At 41.1% G+C, this 18,107-nt stretch carries 14 protein-coding genes and 1 pseudogene; all 15 read left to right on the forward strand.

Annotated features, from left to right (window positions below; genetic code table 11):
• The first annotated feature begins 77 nt into the window (after positions 1 to 77).
• The 15 genes and pseudogenes from HMPREF3108_RS04355 (at position 78) to HMPREF3108_RS04425 (ending at position 18,000) form a co-directional block, all read left to right on the forward strand.
• Positions 78 to 692: a YesL family protein gene (locus HMPREF3108_RS04355; protein WP_048774673.1), complete on the forward strand. Its 615-nt coding sequence runs from the start codon at positions 78 to 80 to the stop codon at positions 690 to 692.
• A complete protein-coding gene (locus HMPREF3108_RS04360; RefSeq protein ID WP_070493430.1) occupies positions 689 to 2,323 on the forward strand; it encodes a sensor histidine kinase in 1,635 nt (544 codons plus the stop codon). The genes HMPREF3108_RS04355 and HMPREF3108_RS04360 overlap by 4 nt, the downstream gene beginning before the upstream one ends.
• 9 nt (positions 2,324 to 2,332) lie before the next feature.
• Positions 2,333 to 3,616 carry a response regulator transcription factor gene (locus HMPREF3108_RS04365; protein ID WP_012130797.1) on the forward strand — a complete coding sequence of 428 codons (1,284 nt, stop codon included), beginning with the start codon at positions 2,333 to 2,335 and terminating at the stop codon, positions 3,614 to 3,616.
• A gap of 133 nt (positions 3,617 to 3,749) precedes the next feature.
• Entirely contained in the window at positions 3,750 to 5,132 is a 1,383-nt protein-coding gene (locus HMPREF3108_RS04370; protein WP_045634070.1) for a glycoside hydrolase family 1 protein, read from the forward strand.
• 210 nt (positions 5,133 to 5,342) lie between these two features.
• Positions 5,343 to 7,154: a glutamine--fructose-6-phosphate transaminase (isomerizing) gene (gene glmS / locus HMPREF3108_RS04375; protein ID WP_070493433.1), complete on the forward strand. Its 1,812-nt coding sequence runs from the start codon at positions 5,343 to 5,345 to the stop codon at positions 7,152 to 7,154.
• A 264-nt stretch (positions 7,155 to 7,418) separates the two neighbouring features.
• Complete coding sequence (locus tag HMPREF3108_RS04380; protein WP_070493486.1) at positions 7,419 to 7,943, forward strand: hypothetical protein; 525 nt, start codon at positions 7,419 to 7,421, stop codon at positions 7,941 to 7,943.
• Between the two features lie 241 nt (positions 7,944 to 8,184).
• On the forward strand, positions 8,185 to 9,084 hold the full coding sequence (gene scrK, locus HMPREF3108_RS04385; protein WP_070493436.1) for a fructokinase ScrK: 900 nt from the start codon (positions 8,185 to 8,187) through the stop codon (positions 9,082 to 9,084).
• 48 nt (positions 9,085 to 9,132) lie between these two features.
• Positions 9,133 to 9,543, forward strand: a complete 411-nt coding sequence (locus HMPREF3108_RS04390; RefSeq protein WP_061593378.1) for a peptide deformylase — start codon at positions 9,133 to 9,135, stop codon at positions 9,541 to 9,543.
• 9 nt (positions 9,544 to 9,552) lie between these two features.
• The gene (locus HMPREF3108_RS04395; protein ID WP_256262218.1) at positions 9,553 to 10,032 is read left to right on the forward strand and encodes a hypothetical protein; all 480 of its coding nucleotides are present in this window, start codon (positions 9,553 to 9,555) and stop codon (positions 10,030 to 10,032) included.
• A gap of 362 nt (positions 10,033 to 10,394) precedes the next feature.
• Positions 10,395 to 10,853, forward strand: coding sequence for a MarR family winged helix-turn-helix transcriptional regulator (locus tag HMPREF3108_RS04400; RefSeq protein ID WP_012130789.1), 459 nt, complete (start codon positions 10,395 to 10,397; stop codon positions 10,851 to 10,853).
• Positions 10,846 to 12,612 (forward strand): annotated as a pseudogene (locus tag HMPREF3108_RS04405) (ABC transporter ATP-binding protein). The gene HMPREF3108_RS04400 and the pseudogene HMPREF3108_RS04405 overlap by 8 nt, the downstream one beginning before the upstream one ends.
• A complete protein-coding gene (locus HMPREF3108_RS04410; RefSeq protein ID WP_070493440.1) occupies positions 12,602 to 14,359 on the forward strand; it encodes an ABC transporter ATP-binding protein in 1,758 nt (585 codons plus the stop codon). Before HMPREF3108_RS04405 ends, HMPREF3108_RS04410 begins: the two are co-directional and overlap by 11 nt.
• A gap of 161 nt (positions 14,360 to 14,520) precedes the next feature.
• On the forward strand, positions 14,521 to 15,465 hold the full coding sequence (gene manA, locus HMPREF3108_RS04415) for a mannose-6-phosphate isomerase, class I (RefSeq protein WP_070493443.1): 945 nt from the start codon (positions 14,521 to 14,523) through the stop codon (positions 15,463 to 15,465).
• 441 nt (positions 15,466 to 15,906) lie between these two features.
• On the forward strand, positions 15,907 to 17,520 hold the full coding sequence (locus tag HMPREF3108_RS04420) for a CTP synthase (RefSeq protein ID WP_060970818.1): 1,614 nt from the start codon (positions 15,907 to 15,909) through the stop codon (positions 17,518 to 17,520).
• Between the two features lie 69 nt (positions 17,521 to 17,589).
• Positions 17,590 to 18,000, forward strand: coding sequence for a GyrI-like domain-containing protein (locus tag HMPREF3108_RS04425; RefSeq protein WP_012130784.1), 411 nt, complete (start codon positions 17,590 to 17,592; stop codon positions 17,998 to 18,000).
• The last annotated feature ends 107 nt before the right edge of the window (positions 18,001 to 18,107 follow it).

Here is an 18,107-nt window from a genome sequence, read left to right on the forward strand (position 1 = left end):
AAAGAGTAAGGATCTAAAATATGGTATAATTTGTTTATATGAACTTTAGATTGAAGATGAAATAGAAGAGGTAGGATATGGGAAAATTTATTGAATTTATTTTTCAAAAAATTTATATGGCTATGCTGGCATCGGGGATTTTTTTAGTCCTGACTCTTTGTGGAGGCGTCTTGTTTGGCCTAGCACCTGCTAGTACGGTTTTAATGACTCTTTTTGCCCAGTACCGATATGATTATAAAGCTTATAAGTGGCAAGAAGCTTGGTCTTTATTTAAAGAGAACTTTCTTCGTTCTAATCAGGTTTTTTATACCCTACTTTCAATTGAGGCAATTTTCTTGTATGGTCTCTATCTTCTTGTCCAGCTTCCTCAGTCTATTTTAACTGTGATTATCAGTATTTTAAACCTGCTTTTAGCTCTTCTATTGCCACTAGCTTACGCGGTTTATTTGAAATTGCAAGTTTATTTTGAGTTATCTTATGTTAATTCGATCAAGCTTTCCTTTATTGGCATGTTTTTGAATATTGGAGCAATGTTTAAGATTGCATTTGGAACGGCCATGATTATGGCAATCTTTTATTACATGCCTGCCTTGGTTTTCTTTGTCTTTCTGGGCGCTTGGCATTTCTTTATCAGTGATTTATTAGAACCAGTCTATCAGTTGATTGCTTCTAGATTAGTGGACAAACCATGAAAAAATTTTGGCTAAATTCCTTGCTAAGAGTCTATGCAATGACCATGTTTGTCATTGTGGGCTTTGTAGCTTTGTTAATCTCTTATGCCAGCTGGCAGTCCAAGGTTCAAGAAGTAACAGAAACTTCTCAGCGTATTTCAACAAGACTTGTTGACGAAGTTGAATCCTACTATCAGCGTGGTGTTCAAATCACTAAAAGCCTTGTAGGCAACCAGGCCAAGTTGGAAGGTGTTTATAATTATTTCACCATGTCGCCATCTGAATACATTTATTGGCGTTTAAATAATGGCCTTCTTGGGATCGTTGAAGTTTCGCTACACGAGAATATTGCCGATATTTATCTGCAGAATGATTTTGTAGCTGGTTTTGATATTGCATTGCAGGATTACAAGACAGTCTTTGTTTCAACTCGTCAAAAACAAGGTGGAATGCAAGTTGAAGCTAGTAAATATAAGCCAGCTAAGAATGCTTTTCCAATCCCTATTTATGACAGTGTCACCAGCAACCATATCGGGGTCGTTTATCTAACGATTGATTCCCAAGTTTTTGAACAAACGATTGATAACATCCGAAATACAACCCCTGTACTGGTTAAAATTACCTCACCCTTTCAAAAAAATATGCTGACTTTTGGGGAAGGGGAAAGTAAGAATTGGCTGGTCAAGGAGACACCTCATGGCTATGGTGTTCAAGTGGCTGTCCCAGAACATTATGTTTTAGAGAGAAGTTTAGTAAATTCCATTGCCATAGTGGGTATTAGTGCAATTCTAACAGGCAGTCTTTATCTGATTCTGCAACGAGTATTCCGCAACTATCAGCGCCAGGTTATTGATTTGGTGGATACGATCCAATCAATAGGACAAGGAGACAGTCACTTACGGATTGAGACTGCAACCAAGGAGCAGGAATTACTCTTGATTGCTGATAATACCAACACCATGTTGGATAATCTCGACCGCAATATTCATGACATCTACCAGCTACAGCTGAGTCAAAAAGATGCCAATATGCGGGCTTTGCAGGCCCAAATTAATCCGCATTTTATGTATAACACTCTGGAGTTTATCCGTATGTATGCGGTTATGAAGAGCCAAGAAGAACTTGCGGATATTATTTATGAATTTAGCAGCTTGCTGAGAAACAATATTTCTGATGAGACGCAGGTAACCCTGGAAAGCGAATTGGAATTCTGTCGTAAATACAGCTATCTCTGTATGGTGCGCCATCCAAACTCGGTTGCTTATGGCTTTACCATTGCTGAGGAGCTTAAAGGCATGATTATTCCTAAGTTTACCATTCAGCCTTTGGTGGAGAACTATTTTGCCCACGGCGTAGACTATCGCAGAAAGGACAATGTAATCAGTGTCAAAGTCTTGAAAAAATCTGATGCAGTTCAGATTATTGTTCAAGACAATGGCTGTGGAATAAAGGCTGACAAGCTTGCAGAAATTCAGCAAATTTTAGCCAAACGCCAATTGGAAAATTCGGAAAATAAGGAGAAAAGAACCTCGATTGGGATTATCAATATCCACGAACGTTTCTTGCTTTTCTTTGGAGACCGCTATAGCATTGCTGTAGAGTCGGGAGAAAATAAGGGAGTTCGCTATATTATAGAAATCAAGGATGAATAAGAAAACACCATGCATAAAGTATTACTAGTCGATGATGAATACATGATTACTGAGGGGCTGAAAGTTCTCATCCCTTTTGAAAAATGGAATATGGAGGTTGTGGCAACAGCCAATGATGCTGAAGAAGCGCTAGACTATGTTAAAAACCATCCTGTTGATTTGGTCATCACCGATGTCAATATGCCAGGTATGAATGGTCTAGAAATGATTGCCCAGATGAAAGAAAGCCTACCTAAACTCGCCTTTATCATCTTGTCAGGCTATCAGGAGTTTGAATATGTCAAAAAGGCCCTAAATTTGCAGGTGGCTGATTATTTGGTCAAACCTGTCAATAAGGTTGAGCTTGCAGCTATTTTAGAGAAAATTTCCCAGCAATTTGACCAATCTTCTCACCATCAAATGGAAGCAATTTTCCAAGATGATCTATCAGAGGAGGATTTGATTAGACTGTTAGAAAAGGAAGGAACAATTTGGCTAGGAGCTAGCCGAGTACCTCAAGGTATCGCTTCTACTTCGTATTCCGTATCTGGTCAGACCTTATATCTTTGCCTATCACATACGAAAGAAGAGAGCCTCTACCAGATAGAGCTGGTGCCTCCTTACAAAGATAATTTGCAACAATTCAAATCCAATCTTGAGAAAGTTGTTTTTTATGGGACGGTTGGCCTGCAACAGGCAGATCCCCTTTTCCAATACTATGAACCCATGTATCGTGTGATTATTCAGGGGAATATCAATCAGATTTTGGACGAATTAGACTTGCTAAAAGGTGTCGTCTTGAGTCACACACCAAGAATATCGATTACCAAACAGCTCTTTATCCAGTTTATGATGGATGTTTATCATTTGTTCGAGCATTTGAAACCGGATGATATGACTAGCATTATCAAGGAGATTGAAGGCATGATGTCCTTTGAGGACCTGCTAGACTATATCAAGCAAAAGCTAACTCATCTATTTGCTCAGTACCGTATGAATGAAAATGTCGCCAGTGTTCTAGAAGTCATTGGTCGTGATTATCAAAAGGATCTGTCTTTAAAGGATATCAGTAAAGACCTCTTTATCAATCCTGTCTATCTAGGACAGTTGATTAAGCGTGAGACCAATTCGACCTTTGCTGAACTCCTGAATAAGCAGAGAATTAAGGCGGCCCAACAGTTGCTTTTGTCAACCAATGACAGTATTGAAGATGTCTGTTATGCAGTGGGCTACAGCAATGTTGGATATTTCTACAAGGTATTTAGAAAACTCTGTGGCAAGTCGCCAAAGGCCTACCGCCAGCAAGTAGACTAATGAATCAGATAAAGCTAGGGATCTATTTAGAATTTTTCTCTTTAAAAAGCAGAAAAATTGGAATAAATAGGTCCTATTTTTATACCATCAGAAAGAGTATAATGAAGATGACTTTATAAAGCGAGGTAACCATATGCTTACATTTCCAAAAGACTTTGTTTGGGGTTCTTCCACATCTGGTCCGCAAACTGAAGGACACGTGTCTGGTGACGGCAAGGGGGACAATCTCTGGGATTACTGGTACCAAGTGGAGCCCAATCGCTACTACAATGAAATCGGACCAGAACAAACATCTACTTTTTATCAACATTGGGAGCAAGATATTGATCTTCTAGTCGAGACAGGTCATACAGCCTTCCGAACTTCTATCCAGTGGTCACGGATTTTCCCACAAGGCCGAGGCGAAGTTAATCCTCAAGGAGTGGCTTTCTACAGACAGGTCTTTGAAGCCATTAAGGCTAAGGGAATCCGCCTTTTAGTCAATCTCTACCACTTTGACCTGCCTTTTGCCCTTCAAGAAGATGGGGATGGTTGGGAAAATAAGGCAACCATCAAGGCTTACGAAGATTATGCTCGTTTCTGTTTTGAGACCTATGGGGACTTGGTAGATCAATGGATTACCTTCAATGAGCCCATCGTTCCGGTGGAGTTTGGCTATTTCTATGATGCCCATTATCCCCACAAGGTAGATGCAAAAGCAGCGGTTAAGGTTGCTTACCATACACAACTAGCTAGTAGTCTTGCGGTTAAGGCTTGTCATGAAATCTTGTCTGACTCTAAGATTGGGATTGTCCTAAACTTGACACCGGCTTATCCCCGAAGCCAACATCCTGCTGATATCAAGGCTGCGCGTATTGCGGACCTCTTCCAAGCCCAATCTTTCTTAGATCCATCTGTTTTAGGGACTTATCCAGAGGAGTTAGTGAAGATTTTGTCTGAGCATGATTTGCTGCCAGATTGTACAGCGGAGGAGTTGGAACTCATTCGCGAGCACACCGTGGACTTCCTTGGAGTCAATTACTACCAGCCTTTGCGGGTTATGGCACCGCGTTTTGCCAAGCATCCAGACAGTCCACTCCTGCCAGAGCATTTCTATGAGCCATATGTCATGCCCGGTCGTAAAATCAATCCCCACCGTGGCTGGGAAATATACGAGCAAGGGATTTATGATATCGCTCAAAATATCAAAGAAAATTATGGCAATATCGAATGGATGCTGACGGAAAATGGAATGGGAGTCGAAGGTGAAGAAAGATTCCGTGAAGATGGCTTTATCCAAGATGATTATCGTATCGATTTTGTCAAAGGCCATCTGCGCCAGCTCCACCGTGCCATTCAAGACGGAGCCAACTGTACTGGCTACCTCATGTGGACATTTATCGATTGCTGGTCTTGGCTCAATAGCTATAAAAACCGTTATGGTCTGATTGAATTGAATTTGGAAACTCAAGAACGAATTATTAAGAAATCAGGTTATTGGTTTAAAGAATTAAGTCAAAACAATGGTTTTGAGTGAGTGAGGACTCTGTTATCTTTGGTAACAGAGTTTTTGCTTGGCTAAGATGGAGAGTATATCTTATATTTTTTAGCTATACCAATTTTAAAGCTTGACAAGGGAAAAAGAAAACTATATACTGTTCTTGCTTGTTTGATACCTAATGTATCAGACTATACCAATTTTAAAGGAGAGTAGTGATGTCCTTGGAACATCACTCGATTAGTAAGTATGTGTGGAATTGTCGGAGTTGTCGGAAATCGCAACGCAACTGATATCTTGATGCAGGGTTTGGAAAAATTGGAATACCGTGGTTATGACTCAGCTGGAATTTTTGTAACAACAGGAAAAAATTCTAGCCTAGTCAAATCTGTCGGTCGTATCGCAGACCTGCGTTCTAAAATTGGAATCGATGTAGCAGGTTCGACGGGTATTGGTCATACTCGCTGGGCTACTCATGGGAAACCAAGCGAGAGCAATGCCCACCCTCATCGCTCTGAGACAGGACGTTTTGTGCTGGTTCACAATGGTGTGATTGAAAACTACCTTGAAATCAAGGAAGAATACCTTGATGGTCACCACTTCAAAGGACAAACAGATACTGAAATTGCAGTGCATTTGATTGGGAAATTTGTTGAAGAAGACGGTTTATCAGTACTAGAGGCCTTTAAAAAAGCCCTTCATATTATCCGTGGATCTTACGCCTTTGCCTTGGTTGATTCAGAAGATTCTGAGGTCATTTACGTTGCAAAAAATAAATCTCCACTTCTAGTCGGTCTGGGAGAAGGCTATAATATGGTCTGCTCAGATGCCATGGCCATGATTCGAGAAACCAATCAATTTATGGAAATCCATGACCAAGAGTTGGTTATTGTTCGTAAAGACAGTGTAGAGGTTCAGGACTATGACGGTAACCTTCAGAAACGCGAAAGTTATACTGCTGAGTTAGACTTGTCTGATATTGGTAAAGGAACCTATCCTTACTACATGCTCAAGGAAATCGATGAGCAGCCAACTGTCATGCGTAAACTCATCCAAGCCTATACAGATGAAAACGGCCAAGTAGTCGTAGATCCAGCTATCGTCAAGGCTGTACAAGAAGCTGACCGTATTTACATTCTTGCAGCAGGTACTTCTTACCATGCTGGATTTGCCTCTAAGAAGATGCTTGAGGAATTAACAGATACGCCAGTTGAGCTAGGAATTTCATCTGAATGGGGCTACGGTATGCCACTTCTCAGTAAAAAACCACTCTTTATCTTTATTAGTCAGTCAGGCGAAACAGCTGATAGCCGTCAGGTCTTGGTCAAGGCCAACGAGATGGGTATTCCAAGCCTAACAGTTACAAATGTGCCAGGATCAACCTTGTCTCGTGAAGCTAACCATACCATGCTTCTTCATGCAGGTCCTGAAATCGCGGTTGCTTCAACCAAGGCCTATACTGCACAAATTGCTGCCTTGGCATTCTTAGCCAAAGCAGTAGGAGACGCCAATGCTTCTGAAAAAGCTGCCGCCTTTGACCTGGTTCATGAACTATCCTTGGTAGCCCAGTCTATCGAATCAACCCTTTCTGAGAAAGAGCTAATTGAGAGCAAGGTTGACAATCTCTTGGGAACAACTCGCAATGCCTTCTATATTGGTCGTGGTCAAGATTACTATGTAGCCATGGAAGCCAGCCTCAAGCTTAAAGAAATTTCTTATATTCAGTGTGAAGGATTTGCAGCTGGTGAATTAAAACATGGTACGATTGCCTTGATTGAAGAAGGAACACCAGTTCTGGCCCTCTTATCAGATCCTGTCCTTGCCAACCACACGCGTGGAAATATCCAAGAAGTAGCAGCTCGTGGTGCCAATGTATTGACCATTGCTGAAGAAAATGTAGCCAAAGATAATGATGATATTGTACTCAGTCAAGTACACCCTTATCTATCACCAATTTCTATGGTTGTTCCAACCCAGCTTGTTGCTTATTATGCAACCCTGCATCGTGGTCTGGATGTCGATAAGCCACGTAACTTGGCTAAGTCAGTAACCGTCGAATAAGATAGAGAGTGGGACAGAAATCGGTAATTCGTTAGAATTCGATTTCGTCGTCCCACCTCCGCACAGTTGAGTAGGGCTGTAAAAGCTGATGAAATAAGCGTAGTAGAGCCCACTCAACCACTGCGTCTTGCTCGACAATCCAAAGACAATTGAGAGGCTAGGACTTTTGTCCCAGCCTATTGTTTTCTCAAAAATATTCTGTTATGCTATAAGTTATAAGGAAACATTTCTTATATACTACTTACTAGATACATGGGGGATCGGATGAAGAAAAAAGGTAATGTCATTGCTATGATTGTCGGCTTGGTTTTGGGGTCTCCATTTTTGGTGAGAACCTTCTTAATTTATCAGGCTAGAGAGGCCAAAAGGCAGGAAGTTGCTAAGGTCAAAGCTGTACAGAAAACAATGCAATCTCTGGATGAGGAAAGAAGTGAAGAGGTGAAGAAACAATTGAGTAAAACTCTCAGTAGCGCCTTAGCTTCCAAATCAGCTTATGAAAAGTACACTCAGATTGATAATCAGTACGCGCTAGGTGTTCGAGCAGGAGCTTACTATTTGGTAACCCTTAGTACGAAAGAGGAGCGCTTGCTAGAGGGTGTGGATCAGGCATTTTCTACAACATACAAAGATGAAGATAGCGGAGAGAATGGTGTTGCTTTGCTAGGACATAAAGATGGTGCTTGGCATATTTTGGATGAAAAAGGTGAAACGATTATAACACTAGAACAAACAGATATCTCACCAGAATCAAAAATGATCATAAAAAATAATACAGTCAGCTTCCAATGATTTATGAGCAAGAAGCGAATTGACAAATCCCCCGAGAAAACTTGGGGGATATTTTTATAGGAGCAGGCTATTGGTTAAATGTCTTGAAAAAAGCATGAAAAAAGTTTAGTTTGGTGAAATAGTTTCCGAGAGATATGCTATAATAAATTGAATGCAAAAAAGAAAAACTTGCGAATCAGATTAAAAGTGTCAGGGAAGTCTGATTAACTTAAATCTGATAGCATAAAAGAAGAGGAATTTTATGACAAAATTATACGGAAGTTTGGAAGCTGGCGGAACTAAGTTTGTCTGTGCAGTTGGTGATGAGAAGTTTGAAATAGTTGAAAAAACACAGTTTCCTACTACAACACCGATTGAAACCTTAGATAAAACGATTGAATTTTTCTCTCGTTTTGATAATTTAGCTGGTTTAGCTGTTGGCTCTTTCGGACCAATTGATATTGATCAAAATTCAAAAACTTACGGTTTTATTACGACAACTCCAAAACCTCATTGGGCGAATGTGGATATTGTTGGTGTCCTTCGTCGTGCTCTTAATGTACCCATTTACTTTACTACGGATGTTAATAGCTCCGCTTTTGGAGAAGTGGTAGCTCGCAACAACGCTGGTGGCCGTATTGAAAACCTGGTCTATTATACAATTGGGACAGGAATTGGAGCTGGAGCGATTCAGCGTGGAGAATTTATCGGTGGTGCTGGTCATCCAGAAATGGGTCACTACTATGTAGCTAAGCATCCGATGGACGTAGAAAAAGAATTTAATGGTGTCTGTCCTTTCCACAATGGCTGTTTGGAAGGTTTGGCAGCTGGTCCAAGCTTGGAAGCTCGTACCGGAGTCCGTGGTGAAAATATTGAGCTGAACAGTTCTGTCTGGGATATTCAAGCTTACTACATTGCTCAAGCTGCGATTCAAGCTACTGTAACTTTCCGGCCAGATGTGATTGTATTTGGTGGTGGAGTAATGGCGCAACAGCACATGTTGGACCGTGTTCGCGAGAAATTCACAGTGCTACTCAATGGCTATCTTCCTGTTCCAGATGTTCGTGATTATATTGTGACACCAGCTGTAGCTGGTAATGGCTCTGCAACGTTGGGTAACTTTGTACTGGCTAAAGAAATCAGCGAACGACATGCAAAATAAAGGAGTAAAGGTCTGACTTGATCAGGCCTTTATTATATGAGGTGTAACATGCAACAAGCTATTGTCAAAGATATTCTCTTTTTACAGCAAAAATCAGAAGTAGCTGTAAAATCCGATCTCTACCTTGCTCAAGATCTGCAGGATACTCTGCTAGCCAATCAAGAACACTGTGTCGGTCTTGCGGCCAATATGATTGGGGTTAAGAAGCGCGTGATCATTTTCATGTATGGGATGGTTCCAATCATTATGTTTAACCCAGTCTTGCGCGCTAAGTCAGGTCCTTATCAGACAGAGGAAGCTTGCCTGTCTCTTCTTGGTAGCAGATCTACAACCCGTTATCAAGAAATTACTGTCGATTACCTAGATCGAAATTGGCAACCACAAACCATAACTCTGAAAGACTTTCCGGCTCAAATCTGTCAGCACGAGCTGGATCATTTGGAAGGGATTCTTATATAGGGAGATAGAATGAAAGTATATAAGCGCGATGGCTCAACTTTTTATTTCATAGGCTTTCTCTTGCTCTTCGGTATCTTTTTTACTATGGCTTTTGCCTCTTTAGATAAGCAGACTACTGCATCAGAAAGTCAGAATAATGCGAATCAAATAATTTATCGTAATCCAATCAGCAAAGAGGATGAGAGAAATGGTCGGACTTCTGAAGAAAGTGATGTTATGTTAAAGATGGTCTATTGGGGAGTGGGGATCATTGCTATTTTGATGTTTGTTTTAGGCTATATTTCCAATCATAGGCCTCCAATTCTAGAGATGGATCAATCGGGAATGAGACTGAGAGGCCTATCTGATAAAAGCGAGAAGTTCTTCTTATGGCAGGAGATTGAGATGATTGAATATGATCTTTACCGGTCTCATAGGACGTCTGCAGATCCAGACATTCGAATTCTATATTTTTATCCTAAGGATCAAGACGCAAGTGCCATTTCTTAAAATTTGGACCATGTGAAAGATGTTAGTTTCAACGAACTCCATCAACAGATTTCCGAATTGGCTCCTCATATTAAGTGGCTATTTCCATAGAAAAGAAGAAAGTAAAGATGAGACGAGGGAACCTCATTTTTCTATTTAATAGACGTTTTTAGAACATTAAAAGAAGAGTTGATGAGGGGTAGAATAGGTGAAGGGCGAGATTTTTTGAATAGATAGAACTGGGACTTTGGTTCCCAGTTTCTTTTTTAAAAAAATATAGTTCTCACGGAAACTTTTTTCTTGACTTTCGCTTTTGAAGTGGTAGAATAGTTCTCACGGAAACTTATTTGTTCTCAAGAGAACTAAATGGAAAGGAGCATGTATTGGAAAAGCCTTTATTAGAATTCAAACGCTTTGGCAGAAAAACTCAACGGATCATAGAGAAACGCGCTAAGGTTTGTGGGATGGAATTTATGGGAGGTCCACAAGGTCAAGTTCTTCATATCGTATCTCACCGAGCGAAAAGAGGGCTTTCGACCTTTATTAGGGATATTGAGCATGAGTTAGATATTTCTAAGTCGGTGGCCAGCAATCTAATCAAACGGATGGAAAAAAATGGATCCATCTTTCTTGAGGTAAGCGAGACAGATAAAAGGGCCAAGATGATTCATTTAACAGCCCAGTCTAAACAACAATTAAAAGAGTTACATGATTTTTTTAATGAAATCGATCGCTGTCTCCTCCAGGGTGTTTCAGAAGAAGAATTGGCAACCTTCACTCTGGTTATGGCGAAATTCCACCAAAATATTGAGAAATTAGAAAGCGAGGATGCCAATGTTTAAATTATTTAAACGCTTGACGTCAAAAGAAATCGGACTGATTTTGATGACAGTTGTTTTTATCTGTCTGACCGTTTATCTAGAGTTGGAAGTGCCAACTTATATGTCGGAAATTACAACCTTACTACAGACACCGGGGACAACGACAGGAGATCTATGGGTGCCAGGTTTGAAAATGCTAGGCCTATCCTTTGCCAGCTTATTCTCCTTGGTAATAGCTGGTTTTGTGTCCTCTCGGATGGCTTCTAGCTATACTACCCGCTTGCGCGAGGATATTTTTAATCGTGTCTTGGATTATTCTAATTCAGAGATTAAAAAATTCTCTATCCCAAGTCTTCTGACCAGAACAACCAACGATATTACCCAAATTCAGGTGTTTATCGCTATGGGATTACAAGTTGTTATTCGAGGAAGCATCATGGCGATTTGGGCTATGACAAAGGTCGTTGGCAAATCAGATGCTTGGTTGATCGCTGTTTTGGTTGCGGTTGCAGCCATTATATTAATGACGATTGTCTTAGTGACTTTGGCTTTTCCAAAGCAATCTATTGTACAAACCTTGAATGATAAGTTAAATAGTGTGACACGTGAGAGTTTGACAGGGATTCGGGTTGTTCGGGCCTATAATGCAGAAGATTACCAGGATGCAAAATTTGGTGCAGCAAACGACGAGGTAACTAGCCTTAATATTTTTATTAACCGCTTCATGTCTTTGTTCAATCCGATTATGAGCGGAATTTCAAGTGGTTTAACGCTGGCTATTTATTGGATTGGAGCTTATTTGATTCATAGTGCAGCATCTGCTGATAAGCTTGGTCTATTCAGTGATATGGTTGTTTTCATGTCTTATGGTATGCAGGTTGTAATTGGCTTCTTGCTGATGGGGGCTTTGTTTATTGTTTTACCACGTACCCTTGTTTCGGCTGGTCGGATTAACAAAGTGTTAGCACTGGATAGCAGTATCAAAGAAAAAGATCAAGCACAGACTGAGGGCCAAAGTAAAGGACAAGTGACATTTGAAGATGTTTCTTTCCGTTATGCCAAAAATTCTGAAGCAGTAATTGAGCATGTTAGTTTCACTGCTAAAGCTGGTGAAACAGTTGCCTTTATCGGATCTACTGGCTCAGGTAAATAAACCCTTGTCAATTTGATACCTCGTTTCTATGATGTGACAGAAGGTAGGATTCTAGTCGATGGTGTAGATGTTCGTGACTACGAGCTTAAAGCTCTACGTAATAAGGTAGGGTATATTCCGCAGAAAGCTGTACTTTTCTCAGGGACAATTGCTTCAAATTTGGACTTTGGAGAAAGCGTGGAAACTCCACTAGATGAAGAGAAAATGTGGGCAGCACTTGAACTAGCACAAGCCAAATCATTTGTAGAAGAAAAAGAGGCAGGGCTTGAGTCTGAAGTGTCTCAAGGAGGCACCAACTATTCTGGTGGTCAACGCCAACGTCTGGCTATTGCGCGTGCATTGGCCCGTAAGCCGGAAATTTTGATATTTGATGATTCTTTCTCTGCTTTGGACTATAAGACAGATCGTATATTACGAAAAGAATTGGCAGAACAGACCCAACATATGACAAAACTGATTGTCGCCCAACGAATTTCCACTATTATGGATGCCGATCAAATCCTAGTTCTAGACAATGGTAAAGTCGTTGGACAAGGTACCCATAAAGAGTTGTTGGCTACGAATGAAGTGTACCAAGAAATTGCTTATTCTCAATTATCAAAGGAGGAACTAGAAAATGGAAAATAAAAAAATATCTTTATTTACCCAGATGAAGCCCTATATTAAAGGTTTCCAGCTTCCTTTTGTCATTGCAGTAACCGGTGCGGTCATCTCTAGTATTATTACAGTCTTTGGTCCTTATAAGTTGCGTGAAATCACAAACTTAATTACAGATGGTCTAGTAGGCGAGATGGACTTGGGAGCTATCTCAAATATAGGTTTGTTCCTAGCTTTCCTTTATATTGTAGGTTCTCTTATCAATTATGCGCAGGGTTATGCTATTTCGGATATGATTCAGCACTTTTCAAAACGCTTGAGAACTGCGATTGCAGAAAAAATTAATCGCTTGCCCTTAAGTTACTTTGATAGTCATTCTCAAGGTGATACCCTATCACGAGTGACAAATGATGTAGATACAGTCGGACAATCGTTGACACAGAGCTTGGGGACTCTGATTTCTTCGGTCTTACTTTTAATTGCTGTACTCTTTATGATGTTTTATACTAATGTTGTACTTTCATTTGTGACGATTGGTTCGGTCTTATTGGGTTTTGTTTTCTCAGCAGTTCTGATGGCGAAATCTCAGATATATTTCCAAGAACAGCAAAGTAATCTAGCAGCTATTAATGGTTATGTGGAAGAAATGTACTCCGGGCACAATGTTATCACTAGTTACAATGGTGCAGAAAAGACGCGCCTGGCCTTCAATGCCCTCAATCAAAATCTGTATACTAGTATGTGGAAGTCCCAATTTATTTCAGGAATTATGTTTCCTCTGATGAACTTCGTTGGCAATTTTGGATATGTGATGGTCGTGATTGTAGGCGCTACAATGGCTATTAATGGCTCCATTAGCATGGGTACGATTGTAGCTTTCATGGTCTATGTACGAATTTTTTCTCAACCTCTTTCCCAAATCGCCCAGGGAACTACAACACTCCAATCTGCTAGTGCAGCTATGGGACGTGTCTTTGAGTTTCTAGCAGAAGCAGATATGGAAGATGATTCTCACAAACTTCAACAATTAACAAATGTAAAAGGACATGTCCAGTTTAAAGATGTCTTCTTTGGGTACAACCCTGATAAGACTATTATTCATGATTTTTCAGCAGAAGCAAAGGCTGGACAAAAAATTGCAATTGTTGGCCCTACTGGTGCTGGTAAGACAACAATTGTCAACCTACTCATGAAGTTCTATGATATTGAACGTGGGCAAATCATGATTGACGGTGTGGATATCAAGGATATGCAACGCTCAGAAGTTCACGATGCTTTCTCTATGGTTCTACAAGATACATGGCTTTTTGAAGGGACTATTAAAGAAAACTTGATCTATAATCAGAAAGATATCACGGACCAAGCAGTTGTTGAAGCTGCAAAAGCGGTTGGTGTCCACCACTTTATCATGACCTTATCGGACGGCTATGATACAGTTCTGGATGACACAGTCAGCCTTTCTGTTGGTCAAAAGCAGCTACTGACTATTGCAAGGGCTCTGCTCAAAGATGCACCACTCCTTATCTTAGATGAGGCGACTTCCTCAGTCGATACACGGACAGAGGAATTGATTCAAAAAGCGATGGACAAGCTGATGGAAGGCAGGACTTCCTTTGTCATTGCTCACCGCCTATCCACTATTCGCAATGCTGATCTGATCTTAGTTATGCGTGATGGAAATATCATCGAACAAGGAAATCACGATCAACTGATGGAGCTGGGAGGCTTCTACGCCGATCTTTACAACAGTCAGTTTGTTGAAGAAGATCAAGAATAAAGAAGAAAGCACTGCAATTGCAGTGCTTTTTGAATTTGTCCTAGAAATAAGAGTAATTACTAAATTTACTGTAATTTTTGATATAGAAAGGTGAAGGGAGATTATTTTAGCTTATCCATTTTTTGATATAATAGAGAAAAAGTACTTTTTGGGGGTAAGACATGTCAGAACCATTATTTCTACAATCAGTCATGCACGAAAAAATTTGGGGTGGAACTAAGCTGAGAGATGAGTTTGGCTATGAGATTCCTAGTGATAAGGTCGGTGAATATTGGGCGATTTCAGCCCATCCAAATGGTGTATCCACTGTGAAAAATGGCCGTTTTGCTGGTCAAAAATTAGACACTCTTTATGCTGAACACAGGGAACTTTTCGGGGACCGTTCTGAGCCGGTCTTTCCTCTCTTGACCAAGATTTTGGATGCTAATGACTGGCTTAGTGTTCAAGTCCATCCAGATGATGCATATGGCCTGAAGCACGAGGGTGAGCTAGGGAAAACTGAATGTTGGTATATTATTGCTGCAGATGAAGGTGCAGAGATTATCTATGGCCACAATGCCAAGAGTAAAGAAGAACTTCGCGAACAAATCGAATCCAAGAACTGGGATCAGCTCTTGACGAAGATAAAAGTCAAAGCAGGTGACTTCTTTTATGTACCAAGTGGAACCATGCATGCTATTGGTTCAGGTATCTTGATTTTAGAAACTCAACAGTCTAGTGATACAACTTACCGTGTGTACGACTTTGACCGCAAGGCTGATGCAGGAAATCTCCGTGAATTGCACCTGGAAAAATCTATTGATGTTTTAAATATTGGAGAACCCGCAAATAGCCGCCCAGTCAATTTACAAGTGGATAATCTGTCTTCAACTTTACTGGTTGCCAATGATTTCTTTGCTGTCTACAAGTGGGAACTGACTGGTCAGGCTGATTTCACTAAAACAGCTGACTATACGCTCAACAGCGTATTAAATGGACAAGGCCAATTAACAGTAGATGGTCAAGTCTATCCAATTCATAAGGGAGACCATTTTATCCTACCGAGCGATGTGGCTAGCTGGAAGTTAGAAGGTCACGATCTAGAAATGATTGTTAGCCATCCATAAATCAAGCTAAGATAGGGAGCGCTCATGTTTTTGAAAAGTCTAAGCAGTACGAGGACTAATAATTTTCAAGTCAATCATTGCTCTCTGGCAGGAACAAGAAGTAGCTGTGGCTGCCACTCGCGATCTCGTGAATCAATGCTACAAAAATATTAAAAAAATCAGAATGATCAAGCCCTATTTAGCAGAATCTATATCCGATGTAGCGCTTAAAATGAATGTCAGTAGTATTGGTGAAAATGGATGAAAACCGACTGAAAATATTTGACAATTTTTTAGGTTTGCGATATCATACTGTTCGGGCACCTCTTTTAGAGGTCAGAGCTTCCTGTTTTCAGGGAGCTATTTTTCTTTTTCAGATAGATTATGGAAAATCCTCCTATAGGTAAGATTCCAGCAACTGCGATGCTGCTGGAACGAATTGTTTTATGAAAAGGAGCATGTATGTCAACTAAATATATTTTTGTCACCGGCGGTGTGGTTTCTTCTATCGGGAAAGGGATTGTAGCAGCCAGTCTGGGTCGGCTTTTAAAGAATCGCGGTCTCAAGGTTACGATTCAGAAATTTGACCCTTATATCAATATTGATCCCGGCACCATGAGCCCTTACCAGCATGGGGAAGTGTTTGTCACAGATGATGGAGCCGAGACGGATCTGGATCTGGGGCATTATGAGCGTTTTATTGACATCAATCTCAATAAATACTCCAATGTCACCACTGGTAAAATCTATAGCGAAGTCCTTCGCAAGGAGCGTAAGGGCGAGTATCTGGGAGCGACGGTCCAAGTCATTCCGCATATTACAGATGCTCTCAAGGACAAGATCAAGCGGGCAGCAAGGACGACGGACTCGGATGTGATTATCACAGAGGTCGGAGGTACAGTTGGAGACATTGAGTCTCTTCCTTTCTTAGAGGCTTTGCGTCAGATGAAGGCAGATGTCGGAGCAGACAATGTCATGTATATCCATACAACCCTTCTCCCATATCTCAAGGCAGCCGGCGAAATGAAGACCAAGCCGACTCAGCATTCAGTCAAGGAATTGCGAGGTCTGGGAATTCAGCCCAATATGCTGGTTATTCGGACAGAGCAACCAGTTGGACAAAACATCAAAAATAAACTAGCTCAATTCTGTGATGTAGCGCCTGAGGCGGTCATTGAGTCGCTGGATGTAGAGCATCTCTACCAAATTCCTCTCAATTTGCAGGCCCAAAAAATGGACCAAATCGTTTGCGACCATCTGAAGCTGGATGTGCCGGCAGCGGATATGACGGAGTGGTCAGCTATGGTAGAAAAAGTGATGAACTTGAAAAAGCAGGTCCATATTGCTCTGGTCGGTAAGTATGTTGAGTTACCAGATGCCTATATTTCAGTTGTCGAAGCGCTCAAGCATGCCGGCTATGCCAATGATGCGGAGGTAAAGATTGACTGGATTGATGCGAATCGGGTAACTGCTGAAAATGTAGCAGAGCTTCTTGGAAGTGCGGATGGAATTATCGTTCCGGGTGGCTTTGGTCAAAGAGGAACTGAGGGTAAGATTCAGGCAATCCGCTATGCGCGTGAGCAAGATGTGCCTATGTTGGGGATTTGCTTGGGTATGCAGCTGACCTGTGTTGAATTCGCCCGTCACGTCCTTGAGCTGGCAGATGCCAACTCAGCGGAGCTCAATCCAGACACACCGTATCCAATCATTGACCTCATGCGTGATCAGATTGATGTCGAAGACTTGGGTGGAACGCTGAGGTTGGGGCTCTATCCTTCTAAGCTTAAACATGGATCTAAGGCAGCAGCAGCTTACGATCATCAAGAAGTCGTGCAGCGCCGTCACCGTCATCGTTATGAGTTTAACAATGATTTTCGCGAGCAGTTTGAGGCGGCCGGATTTGTATTTTCTGGAGTTTCACCAGACAATCGCTTGGTTGAAATAGTGGAAATCCCAGAAAACAAATTCTTTGTGGCCTGTCAATACCACCCAGAGCTTTCTAGCCGTCCGAACCGACCTGAAGGCCTTTATACGGCTTTTATCACTGCAGCGGTAGAAAAGAGCTCGGAGAGATAGACTAGCTTTGTCTGACCTAAGCGACTTTTCTAGAGAAATGTTATAATGAAAGCAAAAGGAGGGAAGAAGATGTTTCTAAACATTTTAGCTAGTATTCGTACTAATAATTTTCAAGATGAGCATTGTATAGAAAAAATCCAAACTCTCTGGCAGGAACAAGAGGGAGCTGTGAAAGAAGCTTTTGCCCAAGGGGAACCAGTCTATGCCGTCTATCATGACTATGCCAGTGATTACAAAGGAGACTACAGTCTCTCTATCTGTCGTTTGACAGATGGGGACGTCTATGATTTTGATACATCCGAGCAGACCTATCAAGTATTTGAGGCTGATAAGGAGGATCCGCAAGCGATTCTTCATGCTTGGCAGAGGATTTGGCAGGCAGAAGAAACAGGCGAGCTTCATCGAGGCTACACTTTTGACTTTGAAAAATACGATCCCGACCAAACTGTGGCTGTCTTTGTTGCGACTCAGCAGCCCTAAGTTTTCTGTGTTCCTGCATTAGCTTCATTTTCGCTTAGATTTCCTAGCCTTGTTGATTGAGTAGAAGGTTGATTTTTTGAAATAAAGTCAAAAATTTTCTTGACAAG

The organism is Streptococcus sp. HMSC10A01 (genome assembly GCF_001807785.1).
GTDB classification, from domain to species: domain Bacteria; phylum Bacillota; class Bacilli; order Lactobacillales; family Streptococcaceae; genus Streptococcus; species Streptococcus gordonii.

Coding starts and splice junctions, on each gene's coding strand:
- HMPREF3108_RS04355 (WP_048774673.1), top strand. CDS start 78: ATGGGAAAATTTATTGAATTTATTTTTCAAAAAATTTATATGGCTATG.
- HMPREF3108_RS04380 (WP_070493486.1), top strand. CDS start 7,419: ATGAAGAAAAAAGGTAATGTCATTGCTATGATTGTCGGCTTGGTTTTG.
- HMPREF3108_RS04395 (WP_256262218.1), top strand. CDS start 9,553: ATGAAAGTATATAAGCGCGATGGCTCAACTTTTTATTTCATAGGCTTT.
- HMPREF3108_RS04360 (WP_070493430.1), top strand. CDS start 689: ATGAAAAAATTTTGGCTAAATTCCTTGCTAAGAGTCTATGCAATGACC.
- glmS (WP_070493433.1), top strand. CDS start 5,343: ATGTGTGGAATTGTCGGAGTTGTCGGAAATCGCAACGCAACTGATATC.
- HMPREF3108_RS04410 (WP_070493440.1), top strand. CDS start 12,602: ATGGAAAATAAAAAAATATCTTTATTTACCCAGATGAAGCCCTATATT.
- HMPREF3108_RS04390 (WP_061593378.1), top strand. CDS start 9,133: ATGCAACAAGCTATTGTCAAAGATATTCTCTTTTTACAGCAAAAATCA.
- HMPREF3108_RS04420 (WP_060970818.1), top strand. CDS start 15,907: ATGTCAACTAAATATATTTTTGTCACCGGCGGTGTGGTTTCTTCTATC.
- scrK (WP_070493436.1), top strand. CDS start 8,185: ATGACAAAATTATACGGAAGTTTGGAAGCTGGCGGAACTAAGTTTGTC.
- HMPREF3108_RS04370 (WP_045634070.1), top strand. CDS start 3,750: ATGCTTACATTTCCAAAAGACTTTGTTTGGGGTTCTTCCACATCTGGT.
- HMPREF3108_RS04425 (WP_012130784.1), top strand. CDS start 17,590: ATGTTTCTAAACATTTTAGCTAGTATTCGTACTAATAATTTTCAAGAT.
- manA (WP_070493443.1), top strand. CDS start 14,521: ATGTCAGAACCATTATTTCTACAATCAGTCATGCACGAAAAAATTTGG.
- HMPREF3108_RS04365 (WP_012130797.1), top strand. CDS start 2,333: ATGCATAAAGTATTACTAGTCGATGATGAATACATGATTACTGAGGGG.